This is a genomic window from Trichococcus pasteurii (genome assembly GCF_900112935.1).
Classification (GTDB): Bacteria; Bacillota; Bacilli; order Lactobacillales; family Aerococcaceae; genus Trichococcus; species Trichococcus pasteurii.
Map to the genome: position 1 here is coordinate 41968 of NZ_FONM01000016.1, position 17190 is coordinate 59157.

The following is a 17190-nucleotide window of genomic DNA, read 5'->3' on the forward strand; positions in this document are numbered from 1 at the left end:
GAAATTCGTTGCAGTTGTCGGACTTCCTTCGCCGACCCCGAAAGCGGGCTGCCATATTCTGATTCCCTGGATAATGTTGTATAACATCATCATACATCAGCCATTCGCTGCTGTACAATCATCTCCAAAGTATCGCTGGCCGGAGTTGCGCGTCTGCATCGACGCCAACCTCCGACGAGGATCCCCACACCGGAGTTCAGCGGTAACTTGCGGGCTCTTCTCCTGCGAGCCTGCACTCATCGGAGCACAGACCCCAAAGGTAAGGCGTCCTCCGGCGAAGCCTCCGTTCGCCGGAGGAGAACGGCGAAAGGCCGCCTCGAAATGAGACAGCCTGTGTTCGTTCCTATCGTTTACTGCGCTAAATCTTCTTCAGTGTAATATTCCGTATCGATCAGTTCTGCCTTATAGTTCTCTTTATCGACAGAGATCGGGTTTGCCAAATAGGTCGGCACCACTTTAACGCTGTTGTCGTAGGTTTCGGTATCATTTACCGGTACTTCTTCACCCTTGAAGATGGCTTCGATCATCTCGATTGTATTTTTAGCCAGAACACGCGTATCTTTGAATACCGTCTGTGTTTGTTCGCCTGCAATGATCGATTTCACACCAGCCTGGTCAGCATCCTGCCCTGTGATAACCGGCATCGGTTTATCCGCAGACCCGTAGCCCACCCCCTTCAGAGAAGAGATGATCCCTAAACTGATTGTATCATTAGGAGACAAGACGGCATCCAATTGCTTGTCCGCGTAGTTTGCACTCAACAGATTATCCATCCGTCCCTGAGCAGTCGATCCATCCCAGCGCAGTGTGGCGATTTGGTTGAATTTTGTTTGCTCGGAAGGAACGACCAGTTGTCCACTGTCAAGGTACTGTTGAAACACGGACATCACGCCTGCATAATTGATTAGTGCATTATTGTCATCTGGAGATCCACTGAATAATTCAATATTATAAGGGCCTTCACCTTCACTCAAGTTCAGTGCATCTTCGATATATGAAGCCTGTAGAACGCCAACGCCGAAGTTATCGAATGTGGCATAATAATCCACATGCTCGGAATTCATCAACAGACGGTCGTAAGCGATGACTTCAATATCCTCGTTCGCAGCTTTTTCCAAAACGTTTGTTAAAGCAGAACCATCGATCGGGGCTATAACCAAAAGATCTACACCTTTCGTGATCATGTTCTCGATTTGCGCAATCTGATTTTCGACTTTGTCTTCTCCGTATTGCAAGTCCGTTTTATAACCCAGCTTCTCCAATTCCGTCACCATATTGTTGCCGTCCGAAATCCATCGTTCCATCGATTTCGTTGGCATCGCAATCCCGACATAACCACTTTCTCCGGTAGAAGCGTTGCCACTTCCGCAAGCTCCCAAGACCACTGCAGATAACAAAGTTGCTGTTGCAAGGATACCTTTTTTCAAACTGAATTTCATTCCGAATTCCTCCACTGCTGATTAATTTTACATCTTTACCACACCCACCGAGGATAACGCTTACATTAAATGGGTTATCGGTTCCTTGGCATCACTTCGCGAATCGTGGCTGGATGGTATGCAACCCATCCAGCCACGATTCGTTCCCATGATTCAAACCCAAAATCTTAACGTTTCACACTCAAGCTTCTGCACAAACAGACTGTTATTCTTTCGCCAATGCATGACACAATTCTTTTGTTGCTCCGTATACTTGCGTGTACAGTGCATATATTTTTTGGTAGGCTGCAACGTTTTCCGGAATCGGCCGGACGACATCCTTGTAGGCAACAAACACGTCCGCGCAAGCAGTCACTGTCGGGAACCACCCGAGTCCGACCGCAGCCAGCATTGCAGCACCCAAACCAGGTCCCTGTTCGACTTCCAGACAAGTGATTTCGGCATCGAAAACATCTGCTTGAATCTGCAGCCAATCCGGATTTTTGGCGCCTCCGCCAACGGAAACAACCCGCTTAAAGGATTTGCCCGCCACTTTTTCCATCAATACTTGCGAATCCTTCAAGGAGAAGGTGATCCCTTCCAGGACCGCTCGCGCAAAATGTTTGATCGTATGATTCGTGTCCATCCCGATAAAACTGCCGCGGATTTTGCTGTCGACATGCGGCGTGCGTTCCCCGACGATATAAGGGGTGAACAACAAACCATCCGCACCGGGTTTGATCGCATCCATACCTTCAAGTAGTTCTTCGAACGTGCTGTCCGGCGCGAATGTATCCTTGAACCAGTTGAGGCTGTGGCCCGCCGCCAAGGTGACGCCCATCGAGTAGTAGCCATTCTCAATGGTGTGATTGAACAGATGCAATTTGCCTTGGTAATCCTGCTCAGCCGAATGCTCAAATGCGAGGAATACACCGGATGTTCCGATGCTGGCCATGCCTGTCTCAGCATTCACGATACCGGCGCCGATCGCAGCGCAGGCGTTATCCGCCCCACCCGCAAATATTTTTACTTCCTTTTCAAAGCCGAAGCGGTTCGCCAGTTCCGGCCGCAGGTTTCCTGTCGTGCCCGAAGATCCGATCAATTCCGGAAGATAAGCAGCCGGGATGAGGAATTTTTCGAGAATAGCTTCGGACCATTCTTTCTTTTCCACATCCAGAAGCAGCGTGCCGGCTGCATCCGAGTAATCCATATGCATGGTGCCGGTCATCCAATATCCCAGATAATCTTTCGGCAGCAGCATATGCCGTACCTTGTCCCAGATTTCCGGCTCGTTTTCCTGGATCCATAGAATTTTCGGCAAAGTGAACCCTTCCAACGCGATGTTTTTCGTGATCGCAAGCAGTTCTTCCCCAAAGGCATCCGTGATCGCCTTGCACTGTTTGGTTGTCCTGACATCATTCCACAGGATCGCATTGCGGAGGACATTATTCTCTTCATCCAGCACAACCAAGCTGTGCATTTGGCCGGAGAAGCTGATTCCCTCCAATTTTTCGGTGAAGTCCGCAACTTCATCCTTCAGCCTGTCCAGTACATACTCGCAGGCCAGGATCCATTGTCCCGGATCCTGCTCGCTGTAACCGGATTTCGGATGGATCAGCGGATACTCTTTTTGGACGGAAGCTACTGCTTTACCGTGCTCATCCAGCAGCAACCCCTTCAATGAACTTGTTCCCAAGTCTATTCCTAACACATACGCCATAACTTCTGCTCCTCTTCTGTTGCATCCATCAGCCGAACGACTTTGGAATGGATTATACTAGGTAATCGTTCAAGCGGGATTTGACGAATTCAAGATGGCTTGACTCCAATTTGATGTCTCCGTTTTGCATGGAATACTCTGTCAACGATTCTAAAGTTTCTTCGTCAGACAAGATTCTTGCGCCGATACCTTCATTGTAGCTGGCATAGCGTTTGTCTTTCAGATCATCGAAGAAACGTTCCTCTTTCAACTTAGCAGCAGCTTTCAATCCGCGGGCAAAAGTGTCCATCCCAGCAATGTGTGCCAATAACAGATCTTCCATCTCGAATGAGGAGCGGCGTACTTTGGAATCGAAGTTGATTCCGCCCGGCGCAATTCCACCGTTTTCAAGGATTTCATACATAGCCAATGTCGTATCATAGATGTTTGTCGGGAATTCGTCTGTATCCCAGCCCAACAGCATGTCGCCTTGGTTGGCATCGATCGATCCCAGCGCATCGTAGCAACGGGCCACATTCATTTCATGCTCAAATGTATGTCCAGCCAAGGTCGCATGGTTCGCTTCCAGGTTCAGCTTGAAGTCGCCTTCCAAACCATATTTTTGAATAAAGGCCATTGTTGTTGCCGCATCGAAATCATATTGGTGCTTGGATGGCTCCATCGGTTTTGGTTCGATCAGGAATTGTGGTTTATGGCCGATCTTCTCGCCGTAAGCAACTGCCATTTTGAACAAACGCGCGATGTTGTCTTGCTCGAATTTCATGTCCGTATTCAACAAGGACTCGTAGCCTTCACGGCCGCCCCAGAAGACGTAGTTTGCGCCGCCCAATTTCTTGCTGATGTCCAAGCCTTTTTTGACTTGTGCTGCCGCATAGGCAAAAACTTCAGCGCTATTGGAGGAAGCTGCCCCGTTCACATAACGTGGGTGGGAGAACATGTTTGCTGTATTCCACAACAGTTTGATGCCGGTTTGATCCATCTTCGCTTTGATCAGATCCGTGATTTCATCGATATTATTGAAGAATTCTTCCAGCGAATCTCCTTCAGGGGCGATGTCGACATCGTGGAAGCAGAAGAATTCAACATCCAATTTTTCCAAAATTTCAAAGAAAGCTTCCACGCGGTTCTTTGCGGTTTCCATTGGAGTGGACCCTTCCCATGTGCGGATGTTCGTAGGGCTTCCGAAAGGATCGGAGCCGTCCTGCGTCATTGTGTGCCAGTATGCGACACCGAAACGCAAATGTTCCTTCATCGTTTTGCCCATCACCACTTCTGACGGATTGTAATGGCGGAACGCCAACGGATTCTCCGTGGTAACGCCTTCATATTTGATTTTGTCTACTGTTGAAAAATAACTCATTTCTTTTCCTCCTCAAAAATGGTATCTTATTGTTAACTTCCCTTTGGGTTAGTTCGCTCAACTAACTCATGAACATAATATAAACGATAAATTTTTAGTTGTCAAGCGCTTTCAGAAGATATATGATAGATAACGAAGGAAGAAGGAGTGGTTTTTTTGATTCACAGCAAATACACAATCCGCGAAAATAACGAAGCGACCGTTTTGAATGCCATCATCAGCCAGAAAGAAATTTCCCGCGCTGAATTATCCGTACACACCGGCCTGAACAAAGCCTCGATGTCCTCAATCACCAAGAAACTGTTGGAAGACGAGCTGATCCACGAAGACCGGATTGGTGACGCAGCCAGAATCGGCGGCAGAAAGCCGATCATGCTCACTTTCAACGGGAAAGCCGCGCTCACCCTTTCGGTGGACATCGCACCCAATTATGTAGAAGGACTCATCGCTTATGTCGACGGAAAAGTCCTGTATGAAGCCGAAATCAAAGGCATCAAAGTTTCTGCAGAAAACGCCCTCTCCCATATCACGGAACTGGTCGAGAAGCTGATGCAGCATGCGGAGGAAACCCCGCACGGCATCATCGGACTCTGCGTTGCGATCCACGGCCTCGTCGATCAGGAAGAAATTGTTTTCACGCCTAACTATACGTTGCAGAGCGACCTTAAAGTTCAGCTGGAGGATGTGTATCCCTTCTACGTGCATTTGGAAAATGAAGCGAATCTGGCAGCGCTCGGTGAATATACGTTCGGATCCAGTTCGGACAGTGTCGTCAGCCTGAGCATCCACACGGGCATCGGCGCGGGCATCGTCGAAAATGGGAAACTGCGGACCGGCAAAACCGGAAAAGCGGGTGAAATCGGCCACAGCATCCTCTACCCGGATGGCCGGAAGTGTCCTTGCGGAAATGAAGGCTGCTTGGAACAATACGCTTCCCATCAAGCCATCTACAGCGAACTGGAACAGATGCTTGCGTTGCCGGACATTAATTCGTCCTTGGTGATCGAACGCTACAAAAAAGGCGATCCCGTTATCCAAAAAACCCTGCGGACCAATGCGCATTATTTGAGCATCGCCGTCAATAATCTGGCGGTGATCTACGAGCCCGATCTGGTGGTGATCAACAGTTCCATTTATTCGCAAATCCCTGAGTTGATCAGCATCCTTAAAGGGGACCTCAAAGGTAAATTTTCGTGCGATACGCGTGTCATCAGCAGCTCGCTCAAGCGGAAAGCGACCTTGTTCGGGGGTGTGGCCAAGTCCACACAAAATTTCCTGAACATCCAAAACCTGAAAATGAATACCGAAAACTAAGACAAAACCACCCGCGCTCCCTGCACAGGTGGTTTTGTCTTTGTATTTTGAGTTGTTGTCTCTTTTTAGTAGCCTAATCTTTTCAATTCCGCTTCCAGGCTGTCCGGGACGATCTGTCCGGTCGCCTCGAATTTGGCAATCTGCGCCTCCATCTTATCCACCTGCTCTTGGGCTGCTTGGATGATTTCCTCGGCATGCTCCAACGGAATCACGACGACCCCGTTGCGGTCCCCAACTATGATGTCCCCGGGGCGCACCGACACGCCGCCGCAGGAAATCGGTACATTGACTTCCCCCTTCGCGCCCCTTGTGCTTCTGCCGCAGGTGTTCGCCCGGGCATAGATTGGGAAGCCGAGTGCTTCATTTTCTTCGATATCGCGGAAGGCACCGTCGATCACGACGCCGGCTAAGCCAATCGCTTTGGCCACGCGGCTGCGGTTATCGCCCCAAACGCCATTGTTGCAGCTGCCTTTCGCATCGATGACGATGATGTCACCCGGTTGCGCTACCTCCAAAGCTTTCGGCACAATCAGGCTGTCGCCGAGCAGTAACTGCAGCGTGACGGCAGGCCCGATAATTTTTTGCGTCGTTACCATTGGCTTGATCTGGTAATCCATTGCGCGGAAGACGTCCATCCCGTCGCACAGTTCCGGCACGGTGAATTTGTTCAACCTTTCCAACAGTTCCGGTGTCGGTCTGGGGATGTCCTTGTAGATTCTGAAGCCCATTCTTTGCTTGTTCTCGCTCATGTTTATGCCTCCATTTTTTTGATTTTTCCCAAAAAAGCATACTGTTGACTCAACCATATCAGAATAGACGTTTTTTTGTATATATGCTAGAGACATGAAAAACAAAGGAAAAACACTTTTCCGACAAATCAGACAGACGAAACAATAATCCGTTGGACCCGTGCGCAATCAGATTGTCGAATTTTAGCTCCTTCTCCGGCGAACGCAGGCTTCGCCGAAGTTGAGCAAGCATTTAATTGGTGTCCTCCGATAAGGTCGGCTTTATCGGAAGTAAGGCTGATTGTTAGCGTCGTACTCCGGCGAGTGGGTCCTTCATCGAATTTGAGCACGTAATCTGTTGCTCTCCTCCGATTAGCGGACGCGGCAGAAGAAGCTGCCTCACTCTGGAGGCAGCTTCTTCGTTCTCTACTTTTTAAACAAGTACTTCCTCTTTTTTGACTGCGTTCATAACGCTGGCGGCTACGATGGCGGCTACGCCCGGAGTGAAAACATCCGGCATAATGTAGTCCACGTTCAGTTCCTCATCACTGACGATGCTGGCGATACCGCGCGCTGCGGCAAGTTGCATTTCGATAGTGATGTCTTTGGCACGGGCATCCAAGGCTCCGCGGAAGATTCCCGGGAATGCGAGCACATTGTTGATTTGGTTCGGGAAGTCGCTGCGGCCGGTGCCGACGATGTAGGCGCCGCCTGCTTTTGCTTCATCCGGGAAGATTTCCGGTGTCGGGTTCGCCATCGCGAAGATGACCGGTTTTTCGTTCATGGTTGCGATCCATTCCTTCTTCAGGACGCCTGGCGCGGATACGCCGACGAATACGTCCATTCCGACAACTGCATCCTCCAAAGTTCCGGTTCTGAAACTGCGGTTCGTAACTTTTGAGATTTCTACATGGCGTTCGGCCAATTCAGGATCGTTTTCGGAAATGATGCCGGTGCGGTCCACGACCATCAGGTTCTTGATGCCAGCGGAAAGGAACATTTGGCTGATGGCGATCCCTGCAGCACCGCCGCCATTGACGACCACTTGAATCTCATCGATTTTTTTGCCTGTCAGGCGCAAGGAATTGTAAAGGGCAGCCAGAACAATAATCGCGGTCCCGTGTTGGTCATCATGGAAGACCGGAATGTCCAACATCTCTTTCAAGCGGCGTTCGATTTCGAAGCAGCGAGGCGCGCTGATGTCTTCCAGGTTGATCCCGCCGAAAGAAGGTGCGATAGCAGCAACGTGCGAGATGATTTCTTCAACATCCTGCGTATTCAAGGAAATAGGAACGGCATCCACATTCCCGAAGCGTTTGAACAAGGCCGCTTTGCCTTCCATAACCGGAATGGCTGCTTCCGGTCCGATATTGCCCAAGCCCAGGACAGCCGATCCATCCGTTACGACGGCAACCAGGTTCTTTTTAGTGGTATAAGTATAGACGGATTCTTTGTTGTTCGCGATTTCCATGCAGACGGCTGCGACGCCCGGTGTATAGGCGATGCTCAGATCTTCCATTGTTTCGATCGGCACTTTTGAGATGACCTCCAATTTACCGCCGAATTTTTTGCTGATAGCCAATGCTTTTTCATTTACATTTGTCATAATGAACACACTCTCTTTCTTCTCGTTTTAGTTTTTTTATGTTGTTAGAACAGGAAACGCAACAAGGATGTCATGGAAATGACGGTGATGGCTCCACCCAAACGTGTAGCTACTTGGGCAAACGGCATCAGGTTCATACGGTTGGAAGCCGATAGGATAGCAACATCCCCGGTTCCGCCCATGCCGCTTTGGCAAGCCGTTACGATTGCTGCTTCGATCGGGTTCATGTTCATTTTCCCACCGACGAAGAAACCGGTCAGGACAACGGTCAATACGACTGAGATCACGACCACGAAATACTGCCAAGAAAGCATGCCGACGACGTCTTTAAGCGGGATGTACAGCAAGCCCAAGCCGACCATCAACGGGAAAGTGAAGTTACCGGAAACGAATTTGTACAATTGTTTTGAGCCTTTTTCAACATCTTTAGGCAACAGGCTCAAGTATTTGATGCTTGCAGCGATCAGGATCATCAGGACTGGTCCCGGGAAGCCCGTAAGTCTTTCCAAAAGTCCGCCTGCGATGAAGAGTGTGCAGGCCGTCAACACGCCGGCGCCCATCAATTTGATGTCCAGCGGGCTCTTGTCTTCCTGCATGGCATCAGCCATATCGTCGTCGCCGCCGAATTTGATCAATTGGCCCTTGCCACTTTTCTCAGGATATTTTTCGCCTAGGCGATTCAAAATACCGGAGCAGATGATTGCGAAGAAGTTTCCGATGATGGTTGCTGGAATCAGTTGACCAACCAATTCCCCACTCGGGATGCCGGTGATGGCGCTGTAGCCTAATGATAACGGCAGGATGCCTTCGCCGATTCCACCGGCGATGATCGGTGTCACGATGTAGAAGAGCGTATGCTCAAAACCCAATCCCAACAAAGTTCCAACTGAAGTTCCGACAATCAATGCAGCGATCATCGCCACTGCCATCGGAATGATCATCCGAATCAAGCCTTGCACCAGAATCTTGCGGTGCATCCCCAGGATACTTCCGCAGACAAGACAGGCGATGTAGAAATACAGGAAGTTCGCTTCCCTCATCAGCATGTTCGCTGCATCCAGCGTATTTTGGTTGAATACATTCATGAATACCATGATCGATGGCACCATCAGCGACAGGATGGCCGATCCCCCGAAATTTTTCAATCCCGGGATGCTAGCACCGATTCCACCCAGAAGCCAACCCAAACTCAAGATGACTGCGAAACCGCCCAGCATGTTGACGGGCAATTCGCCCAGATACGCAGAAGCTATTATAATGGCTGACATCACGAGATAAGTCGGCAGCGGAATCGCGCCTACCTTCGCGTTCTTGAATCTGTCGAAAACCGTCAACTCGGAAATGCCCGGGAGCTGTTCAAGCTCCAATTCTTTTGTCGTGTCTCTCACTTTCCTTCTCCTCCTTTTGATTAACCGCAATTCATAAAGCGCTTTCTTTAACCTGGTTTCATTATGCTACCGCTTACAGATTTAAAATAGATTATTTAATTAATTTAAGCGTTATTCAATTAATTAAATTGAGAACGCCTACTTTTCATTTGGTATAATGGCTGTGTAATAGGAGGGGAACATGGAGGAATGATCAAACTGAAGCAAAAATGGAAAAACCAGCGCTTATGGGTGAAGTTGACCTTCATGGTATTGATCACGGTGGCACTGACGGTCAGCGTCCTCTACCTCTCGCTGACGAACCGCATCTATGAAGCGACGCAGACGCAGGAAGAGGAACAGCTCCTGTCCATCGCCGAAATCGTGGCCGCTCAGCCTTTGGTGATCCAAACGCTGAGCAACGGCGCCACCAATCCGGAAGTGCAAACCTATGCCAATCAGATAACCGAAACCTATCAGCTGGACTTCGTCGTGGTCATGACGATGGACCGCATCCGCCTCACCCATCCCGATCCGGAAAAGATCAATGCCCCCTTCCAGGGCGGCGATGAAGAGGACGCGCTTTCGGGCCAGGAGACAACTTCGATTGCGCAAGGTACGTTGGGGCAATCGCTGCGCGCCTTCGTCCCTGTCTTCAATGCTGAAAACGTGGAAATCGGCGTCGTCGCGATCGGCATCAAGACGACCACGCTCGCTTCGATCGCTAAGAAAACGATGCAGCCCTTCTCCGTCAGCTTTGCCGTCAGCCTGCTGTTCGGCATCGGTGCCGCAATCTTCACGGCATTCCAGCTGAAAAACCAAATGTACAATCTGGAGCCAATCGAAATAGCCCGATTATTGGAAGAACGCAATGCGATGCTGGAGAACACGAAAGACGCCATCCTCGTCACCGACAAGGACAACCGGGTCGTCCTGTCCAATCTGGAGGCCAAAAAACTGTTCCAACGGGACGAGTTGGATGGGCAGGCCATCGTTGGCCTGCCCGTCCAATCGCTTTTGCCTGTAGCGCAGGACTTGCAGCTGTTGGCCGGGAAAGACAAAACGACTGACCGGATCTATCATCAGGACGGCGTGGACTACTTGCTTTCGACAGCCCCGATCACCGTCGCCAGGAAGGTCATCGGCCAAATCATCCTGATGCGTGATGCCACGGAGCTCTATCTGCTGACGGATCAGCTGTTCAACGCGGCCACCTACACCACCACCCTGCAGACGCAATCGCATGATTTCCTGAACAAGCTGCATGTCATCTACGGCTTGGCGGACTTGGAGGAATATGAGGAATTGAACGACTACTTAGGCAAAATACTCGAACCGGAGCAGGAATTTTCGCACCGCATGATTTTCCTGGTCAAAAATCCGGTCATCGCCGGCTTCCTGATCGGCGAACGCAGCAAATTCACGGAGCAGAACTATCCGTTCATGATTGAAGTCTACCCGGATGTGCCGCCGACCACCGATCATACGGCTGTCCAATGCTGGATCAACATCATCCGTTTCCTGGACCAATTCATTTTGGAGAACCGGTTGGCGGACGATCTGCAGATCCATTTTGGCTTCTGGAACGACCGGTTGGAGACCGTTTACGAATTGCAGTTGGAGCCCGCCATGAAAGAGCAGCTGACGGAAGAACTGCATGCGCCGGTCATTACCCAACTGCTGAAAAGAGTGGACGGGCAACTGGAAATCGAAAGCAATGAGCGCCGGGTTAAGATTTCTCTGAAGACGGCGTACCGAAAGGAAGGTAACTGATGGTCTATCACGTATTGATTGTGGAGGACGATCCGATGGTATTGTCCATCAATCGTCGCTATCTCGAGAAAATACCCGGCTTTATCGTATCCGGGACTTGCGGCAGCTTCGATGAGGCCATCCGTTTGACCAGCAAGCATACCTACGATTTGCTGCTGGTCGATGTCAACATCCAGGGCAAGAGCGGTTTGGATCTGATCCGGGCACTGCGGAAAAGGGATTACCCGGCCGACCTGATCATGATCACTGCGGCCGGCGAACAGGAAGCCATCCGGATCGGCCTGCAGTGCGGCATCGTCGACTACATCCTCAAGCCGTTCCAGTTCAAACGCTTCGAAAAGAGCATCGAAGCTTTCGTGCAGCGCCAGGAACTGCTCAACTCTCGGAAGCCAATCACTCAAAAACAGCTGGATCAGTTCCGATCGCTTGATAAGCAGCCTGAAGAGAAGGATAATGATGCAATCGACAAGGGGTTGACCCCTTCGACGTTGACTATGATTATGGCTTGCATCGACCAACAGAAAGGCGATTTCACCGTAAACGACATCACCAGTCTGGCGAACCTGTCGCATGTATCGGTCAGGAAATATCTGCGCTATCTGGAGGACAAACAGGTCATTGAAATGAGGCTGGAATACGGAACGGTCGGAAGACCGACCGCGTTTTACCGGAAAAAATAATTGGAGTGGCTTGGCCGGAGTTTGATGGTCGGTTTCGGTTGTCACCACCGGTGAGCGGGTCTACGCCGGTGGTGACAGTCGGATTAGTCGGTTATCTCCGGGGGGCAATCCCTCGTCGGAGGTAATGATCGGATTTCTCCGCGAACTCCGGGGATCCGGCCCTCGCCGGAGATGACAACGCCCGGCAACGAGCAAACCACAAAAATAGCAGCAGCGAGGCAAAAGATGCCTCGCTGCTGCTATTTTTGTGTCTTATGCAATTTCCGCTTGCGTCCGCAAGCGAACCAATTGGCCCTTAGAACGACAAATCTTCTCCGTTGCTGGCGATGACTTGTTTGTACCAGTCGAAGGATTTTTTCTTCGTACGTTTCAGCGTGCCGTTGCCTTCGTTGTCGCGGTCGACGTAGATGAAACCGTAACGTTTCTTCATTTCGCCCGTTCCCGCGCTGACAAGGTCGATACAGCCCCAGCTGGTGTAGCCCAACAGGTCGACGCCATCCAAGTTCACGGCATCTTTCATGGCTTCGATATGCGCAGCCATGTAAGCAATGCGGTAATCGTCTTCGACGTAGCCGTTTTCATCAGGTACATCGACAGCTCCCAAGCCATTTTCAACGATGAACAATGGTTTTTGGTAGCGATCGTACATCGCATTCATCGTGATGCGCAGTCCCAATGGATCGATCTGCCAGCCCCATTCGCTCGCATCCAAATAAGGATTTTTGACGGATTCAAAAATGTTGCCGCCTGTTTTTGCGTTCACTTCAGGATCAGCAGAAGCTACGCGTGAAGAATAGTAGGAGAAGGAAATGAAATCGACTGTGTTTGCTTTCAGGATTTCTTTGTCGCCTTCCTCCATCTCGATTTTGATGCCTTCGCGTTCCAATTTTTTCAGTGCGTAAGCAGGGTATTCGCCGCGTGATTGCACATCGATGAAGAAGTAGTTTTCACGGTCTTCTTCTTGCGCTTTGAATACGTCTTTAGGGTCGCAAGTATATGGATAGTAGTTCCCGGCAGCCAACATACAGCCCACTTGGTTTTCAGGATCGACTTCATGCGCGATGCGCGTAGCGATTGCGCTGGCCACCAACTCATGGTGCGCAGATTGGAATTTGACTTGTTCTTCATTTTCGCCTTCTTCGAAGTACAGACCGGCACCCATGAATGGTGCATGCAGGATCATGTTGATTTCATTGAAAGTCAACCAATATTTAACAAGTCCTTTATAGCGATTGAAGATTGCATGGCACAGATTCTCATAGAATCCGACCATTTTGCGGTTGCGCCAGCCGCCGTATTCTTTGATCAAGTGCATCGGGCAATCGAAATGGGTGATTGTCACTAATGGCTCGATGCCGTATTTATGGCACTCTTTGAACAGGTCTTCATAGAATTTCAGACCTTCTTCGTTCGGCTCCGTTTCGTCGCCGTTAGGGAAGATGCGTGTCCATGCGATCGATAAACGGTAGGTTTTGAAGCCCATTTCGCCGAATAGTGCGATGTCTTCTTTATAGCGGTGGTACATATCGATAGCTTCCAATGCAGGATAGAAATGCTCATCGTCAAAATCGAACATTTTCATTTTGCCTGTGATGACGGCCCCTCTGTCCTTGCCGACGGGAACAACGTCAACGTTCGCTAAGCCACGGCCACCTTCGTTGTATCCACCTTCACATTGATTGGCAGCAGTAGCGCCGCCCCATAAAAAGTCTTCTCTTAAAGCCATTTGCCATCCTCCTCGATCTTTTATACATAAACGTTACATACAGTTTCATCGCTTCCGCTCATGCAAAAGCTTTCAGCAACCGCTACCATTCCATTGAACATTCCCGGTATCGGTTACATTAATAATACTAACACTTTTGGATGGACAATGTAAATATTGTTAGACAAGGAATCAAATTATTGTGGACTCACAGTCAAAAACGAAAGCACGATTGTCTTTCTTTAAAAAGCATATTATCTTTTTCTCCGGTGAGAACCCCCACTGCCGGAGGAGGAGTTCCAAAAAGATCATCACCTCCGACCACTGCGGCTTCGCCGGAAGACAGACGCCCGCAAGACATCCAACTCCGGCCAGCATCCGCTGACCGGAGTTGAGCAACTCGGTTCAAGTTGGTATTTCCGAATGTCCGAAGCGCAGCCACATCCCCAAACAAAAAGACGCCCCTGTTAAGAGCGCCTTACCCGTCTTATCAGTCCGGCGGGCCGATAAGATTGGCAATCATAAACCCCACTAGGGCGATAAAAAAGAACAGGCCGAGCAGTATCAACAGGAACACCAGAAGCGAGCGCTCATGATCCTTCTTTACGGCCAGGATTCCCATCAGCGAAGCCAATATCGCAGCCGTAAAAGCAAGATAGATCACGCTCCCCAACAAGGGGCTGTTGATCGGATTGGGATATTCGATGGCATTTACTGTCGCGTTGGAAATCCGGTTCCCTGCAATCCCCAGCACAAGGAAAGCAGCAAATAGACTCACGGACCATTTGCCTTTGGACGTTTGCGGAAGAAATCGATTCTTCATACTGTTTTCCCTCTTTTCTGTACCAGAACAGACGCACATCACAATTGTGTTATCAGATAGTTTCCTCAACTCGATTATACGCCCATCCGAGCGGCTGTACAATTTTTCCAAACGTACAAAAACCATATCGGATGGCATGTCGAACCACACGATATGGTTCTCGTGATTATTTTGTTGCAGGCTGCAGTTCAGTGTACAGGCTGGCTCCGTTCGTTTCGATGACATCCTTGTACCAATGGAAGGATTTCTTTTTGAAGCGGTTGTAGGTGCCGTTGCCTAGATCGTCGGCATCCACATAGATGAAGCCGTAGCGTTTCGTCATCTGGGAAGTCGAAGCGCTGACGATGTCGATGCAGCCCCAGCTTGTGTACCCCATCAGCTCGACGCCGTCCTTGATGGCCAAGTTCATCTGTTCGAAATGGTCGCGGAAATAAGCGATCCGGTAATCGTCCTCGACGGTGCCGTCTGCGGTCAGCATATCGGTCGAGCCGATGCCGTTCTCGACGACGAACAGCGGAATGCGGTACGTGTCATAGAGGTCGATCAGGGAAATGCGCAACCCGACCGGATCGACTTGCCAGCCCCACTCGGAGGTGTTCAGATACGGATTCTTCACGCCGGTCATCAGGTTTCCTCCGACTTTTTCGCGCTGGGCCGCGTTTTTTGACACGACCATCGACATGTAGTAGCTGAAGGAAAGGAAGTCGACAGTGTAATCCTTCAACAGCTGCAGGTCTTCATCGGTCCAAGCGATCTGGAAGCCGTTCTCTTCGAAGTAATTCAATACATGCTTCGGATATTCCCCGAAAATCTGCACATCCGCATAGAAATGGTTGTCGCGGTTGGCTTTTTGCGCCATCAGCACCTCATCCGGATCGCAGGTTTCCGCATAGGTCATCGTCTTCGTCAGCATCGCGCCCATCTGCGCACCCGGGATGATTTCGCGCAACAGCTTGGTCGCTTGCGCACTGGCCACGAACTGGTGGTGCAGCGCTTGGTAGATGGCTTCTTCAGCGGCTTTTTTGTCGGCGTATTTTTCTTCGATCACACCGACCGTCGTGAATGGGTGGCGGAAGACGCTGTCGATTTCGTTGAAGGAGAGCCAGTAGGTCACCAGATCCTTGTACTCACGGAAGACCGTCTCGCTGAATTTGGTGAAGAAACCGACGACCTCACGCGAAACCCAGCCGTCATAATTTTCCACCAGATAGAGCGGCATTTCATAGTGCGACAGCGTCACCAACGGCTCGATATTGTGCGCCCGCAGTGTTTCCAGCAGGTCGCGGTAATAGTCCATGCCTTTCTGGTTCGGCTCCGCTTCGTTTCCGTTCGGGAAAATCCGCGTCCAGGCGATCGAAACGCGCAGCACCTTGAAGCCCATTTCAGCGAACAAAGCGATGTCCTCCTTGTAGCGGTGGAAGAAGTCTATGCCCCTTCTTTTCGGATAATAAACGACATCATCGGTCTCCTTCGCGATGGCGATGTCCTCCAAGGAAACGTGCCATTGCGATTTGTAGTCCTCTACTGAGATGCTTGGTTTGAAACGGGCGACATCGGCTACCGACATGCCCTTTCCGTCCACGTTCCAGGCACCTTCCGCCTGGTTGGCGGCGATGGCGCCGCCCCAGAGAAATCCTTCCGGAAATGTATTCATTTTTTCCTCCTCTAAAGCTTTTATTAGTGCTATCATAACTTTTAAGAGATGCCCCGTATATACTTCCGGGAGCATCCGGAAAGCAGTTACACAATTTGTTTTTATTGTGCCGTTTGCTTGTAACGGCATTACGGATTACATGATATCGAATGAGGTGAATGGATAAATGGATTTGCAGACGAAGCTTGCTTCGGAATCCTTTTCCGGGACGGAAAAGGCAGTAGTGGAATATTTCATCAATCATTTTGACAGCGTCGTAGATATGACGACTTTACAAGTGGCCAAGCACACCTTCACATCGAACGCCACCGTCGTCCGGGTCTGCCAGAAGCTCGGTTACAAAGGCTTCAATGACTTCAAACTGAAGTACTTGACGGAACAGAAGTCGGACTCCCCGTCAGCCGAAAAATTGGATGCCAACTTTCCGATCCAAAGCGGCGACAAAGTGCAGAAAATCGCAACCAATATCGCAGCCTTGAAGGAAGCCGCCATCGAAGAGACCAAGAGCCTACTGGATTACGTACACTTGCAGGAGGCCGTCGCGATTCTGGAGTCGGCCGAAACGATCAACGTCTACTGTTCCCATTCGACGATCGCCCATGCCAAAGAGTTCCAGTACCATTGCATGCGCATCGGCAAACGCGTGATCGTCGCCAGCGGTCCGGGCGAACAGGACTATTACGCTAGCCGTTCCAATGAAGAAAATGTGGCGATCCTGTTGTCCTATACCGGCGAAACCCGCGAAACGATAGGCGATGCCAAACTGTGCCGCTACGGTGGAACGAAGACGATCTCGATCACGTCATTCGGACAGAACAGCCTCAGTGACGCCTGCGACTACAACTTCTTCATCCCGCCTTGGGAAAAGTATTATTCAAAAATCGGCCAATTCGCTTCTTCCGCCGGTTTCAGCTATATCCTTGATCTTTTTTACAGCGGCATTTTCGAAAAGGACTACTTGGCCAACTACGAATACATGCTGGAGCACACCGGCCGGCTGAGTATGGTTCAGATCAACAAGAAGATGAGCGATATTTAGTGA

13 protein-coding genes are annotated in these 17190 nt (G+C 50.1%); 4 read left to right on the forward strand and 9 right to left on the reverse strand.

Annotated features, from left to right (window positions below; genetic code table 11):
* Window positions 1-350 precede the first annotated feature (350 nt).
* The 3 genes from chvE to xylA form a co-directional block, all read right to left on the reverse strand.
* On the reverse strand, window positions 351-1439 hold the full coding sequence (gene chvE, locus BM184_RS12060) for a multiple monosaccharide ABC transporter substrate-binding protein (protein ID WP_086943535.1): 1089 nt from the start codon (window positions 1437-1439) through the stop codon (window positions 351-353).
* Between the two features lie 205 nt (window positions 1440-1644).
* Window positions 1645-3138, reverse strand: a complete 1494-nt coding sequence (gene xylB / locus BM184_RS12065) for a xylulokinase (protein ID WP_086943536.1) — start codon at window positions 3136-3138, stop codon at window positions 1645-1647.
* Window positions 3139-3190: 52 nt separating this feature from the next.
* Window positions 3191-4498 (reverse strand): xylose isomerase, encoded by a 1308-nt coding sequence (xylA, locus tag BM184_RS12070; protein ID WP_086943537.1) that lies wholly within the window; start codon window positions 4496-4498, stop codon window positions 3191-3193.
* A 156-nt stretch (window positions 4499-4654) separates the two neighbouring features.
* On the opposite strand from xylA, the gene BM184_RS12075 reads away from it, so the two are divergent.
* Entirely contained in the window at window positions 4655-5812 is a 1158-nt protein-coding gene (locus BM184_RS12075; RefSeq protein WP_086943658.1) for an ROK family transcriptional regulator, read from the forward strand.
* A gap of 65 nt (window positions 5813-5877) precedes the next feature.
* Here BM184_RS12075 and BM184_RS12080 read toward each other — a convergent pair whose 3' ends face one another.
* The 3 genes from BM184_RS12080 to BM184_RS12090 all read right to left on the reverse strand — a co-directional run bounded on the left by BM184_RS12080 (window position 5878) and on the right by BM184_RS12090 (window position 9489).
* Window positions 5878-6561, reverse strand: coding sequence for an RraA family protein (locus BM184_RS12080; RefSeq protein WP_177208652.1), 684 nt, complete (start codon window positions 6559-6561; stop codon window positions 5878-5880).
* Between the two features lie 412 nt (window positions 6562-6973).
* Window positions 6974-8146 carry an NAD(P)-dependent malic enzyme gene (locus BM184_RS12085; protein WP_086943539.1) on the reverse strand — a complete coding sequence of 391 codons (1173 nt, stop codon included), beginning with the start codon at window positions 8144-8146 and terminating at the stop codon, window positions 6974-6976.
* A gap of 44 nt (window positions 8147-8190) precedes the next feature.
* A complete protein-coding gene (locus tag BM184_RS12090; RefSeq protein ID WP_245830772.1) occupies window positions 8191-9489 on the reverse strand; it encodes a 2-hydroxycarboxylate transporter family protein in 1299 nt (432 codons plus the stop codon).
* A 234-nt stretch (window positions 9490-9723) separates the two neighbouring features.
* Between BM184_RS12090 and BM184_RS12095 the strand changes: the two genes are divergently transcribed.
* Both BM184_RS12095 and BM184_RS12100 read left to right on the forward strand, forming a co-directional pair.
* Entirely contained in the window at window positions 9724-11286 is a 1563-nt protein-coding gene (locus BM184_RS12095) for a Spo0B domain-containing protein (RefSeq protein ID WP_245830765.1), read from the forward strand.
* Window positions 11286-11966, forward strand: coding sequence for a response regulator (locus tag BM184_RS12100; protein WP_086943540.1), 681 nt, complete (start codon window positions 11286-11288; stop codon window positions 11964-11966). Before BM184_RS12095 ends, BM184_RS12100 begins: the two co-directional genes overlap by 1 nt.
* 295 nt (window positions 11967-12261) lie before the next feature.
* On the opposite strand, the gene BM184_RS12105 is transcribed toward BM184_RS12100, so the two are convergent.
* From BM184_RS12105 to BM184_RS12115, 3 genes are all read right to left on the reverse strand, one after another.
* Window positions 12262-13692 carry a 6-phospho-beta-glucosidase gene (locus BM184_RS12105; RefSeq protein WP_086943541.1) on the reverse strand — a complete coding sequence of 477 codons (1431 nt, stop codon included), beginning with the start codon at window positions 13690-13692 and terminating at the stop codon, window positions 12262-12264.
* A 469-nt stretch (window positions 13693-14161) separates the two neighbouring features.
* Window positions 14162-14494 (reverse strand): hypothetical protein, encoded by a 333-nt coding sequence (locus BM184_RS12110; protein ID WP_086943543.1) that lies wholly within the window; start codon window positions 14492-14494, stop codon window positions 14162-14164.
* Between the two features lie 166 nt (window positions 14495-14660).
* Window positions 14661-16148: a glycoside hydrolase family 1 protein gene (locus BM184_RS12115; RefSeq protein ID WP_086943544.1), complete on the reverse strand. Its 1488-nt coding sequence runs from the start codon at window positions 16146-16148 to the stop codon at window positions 14661-14663.
* Between the two features lie 166 nt (window positions 16149-16314).
* Between BM184_RS12115 and BM184_RS12120 the strand changes: the two genes are divergently transcribed.
* Window positions 16315-17187 (forward strand): MurR/RpiR family transcriptional regulator, encoded by an 873-nt coding sequence (locus BM184_RS12120; RefSeq protein ID WP_086943545.1) that lies wholly within the window; start codon window positions 16315-16317, stop codon window positions 17185-17187.
* Window positions 17188-17190: the final 3 nt, after the last annotated feature.

Coding starts and splice junctions, on each gene's coding strand:
- xylA (WP_086943537.1), bottom strand. CDS start 4,498: ATGAGTTATTTTTCAACAGTAGACAAAATCAAATATGAAGGCGTTACC.
- BM184_RS12095 (WP_245830765.1), top strand. CDS start 9,724: ATGATCAAACTGAAGCAAAAATGGAAAAACCAGCGCTTATGGGTGAAG.
- BM184_RS12115 (WP_086943544.1), bottom strand. CDS start 16,148: ATGAATACATTTCCGGAAGGATTTCTCTGGGGCGGCGCCATCGCCGCC.
- BM184_RS12105 (WP_086943541.1), bottom strand. CDS start 13,692: ATGGCTTTAAGAGAAGACTTTTTATGGGGCGGCGCTACTGCTGCCAAT.
- xylB (WP_086943536.1), bottom strand. CDS start 3,138: ATGGCGTATGTGTTAGGAATAGACTTGGGAACAAGTTCATTGAAGGGG.
- BM184_RS12085 (WP_086943539.1), bottom strand. CDS start 8,146: ATGACAAATGTAAATGAAAAAGCATTGGCTATCAGCAAAAAATTCGGC.
- chvE (WP_086943535.1), bottom strand. CDS start 1,439: ATGAAATTCAGTTTGAAAAAAGGTATCCTTGCAACAGCAACTTTGTTA.
- BM184_RS12110 (WP_086943543.1), bottom strand. CDS start 14,494: ATGAAGAATCGATTTCTTCCGCAAACGTCCAAAGGCAAATGGTCCGTG.
- BM184_RS12100 (WP_086943540.1), top strand. CDS start 11,286: ATGGTCTATCACGTATTGATTGTGGAGGACGATCCGATGGTATTGTCC.
- BM184_RS12120 (WP_086943545.1), top strand. CDS start 16,315: ATGGATTTGCAGACGAAGCTTGCTTCGGAATCCTTTTCCGGGACGGAA.
- BM184_RS12080 (WP_177208652.1), bottom strand. CDS start 6,561: ATGAGCGAGAACAAGCAAAGAATGGGCTTCAGAATCTACAAGGACATC.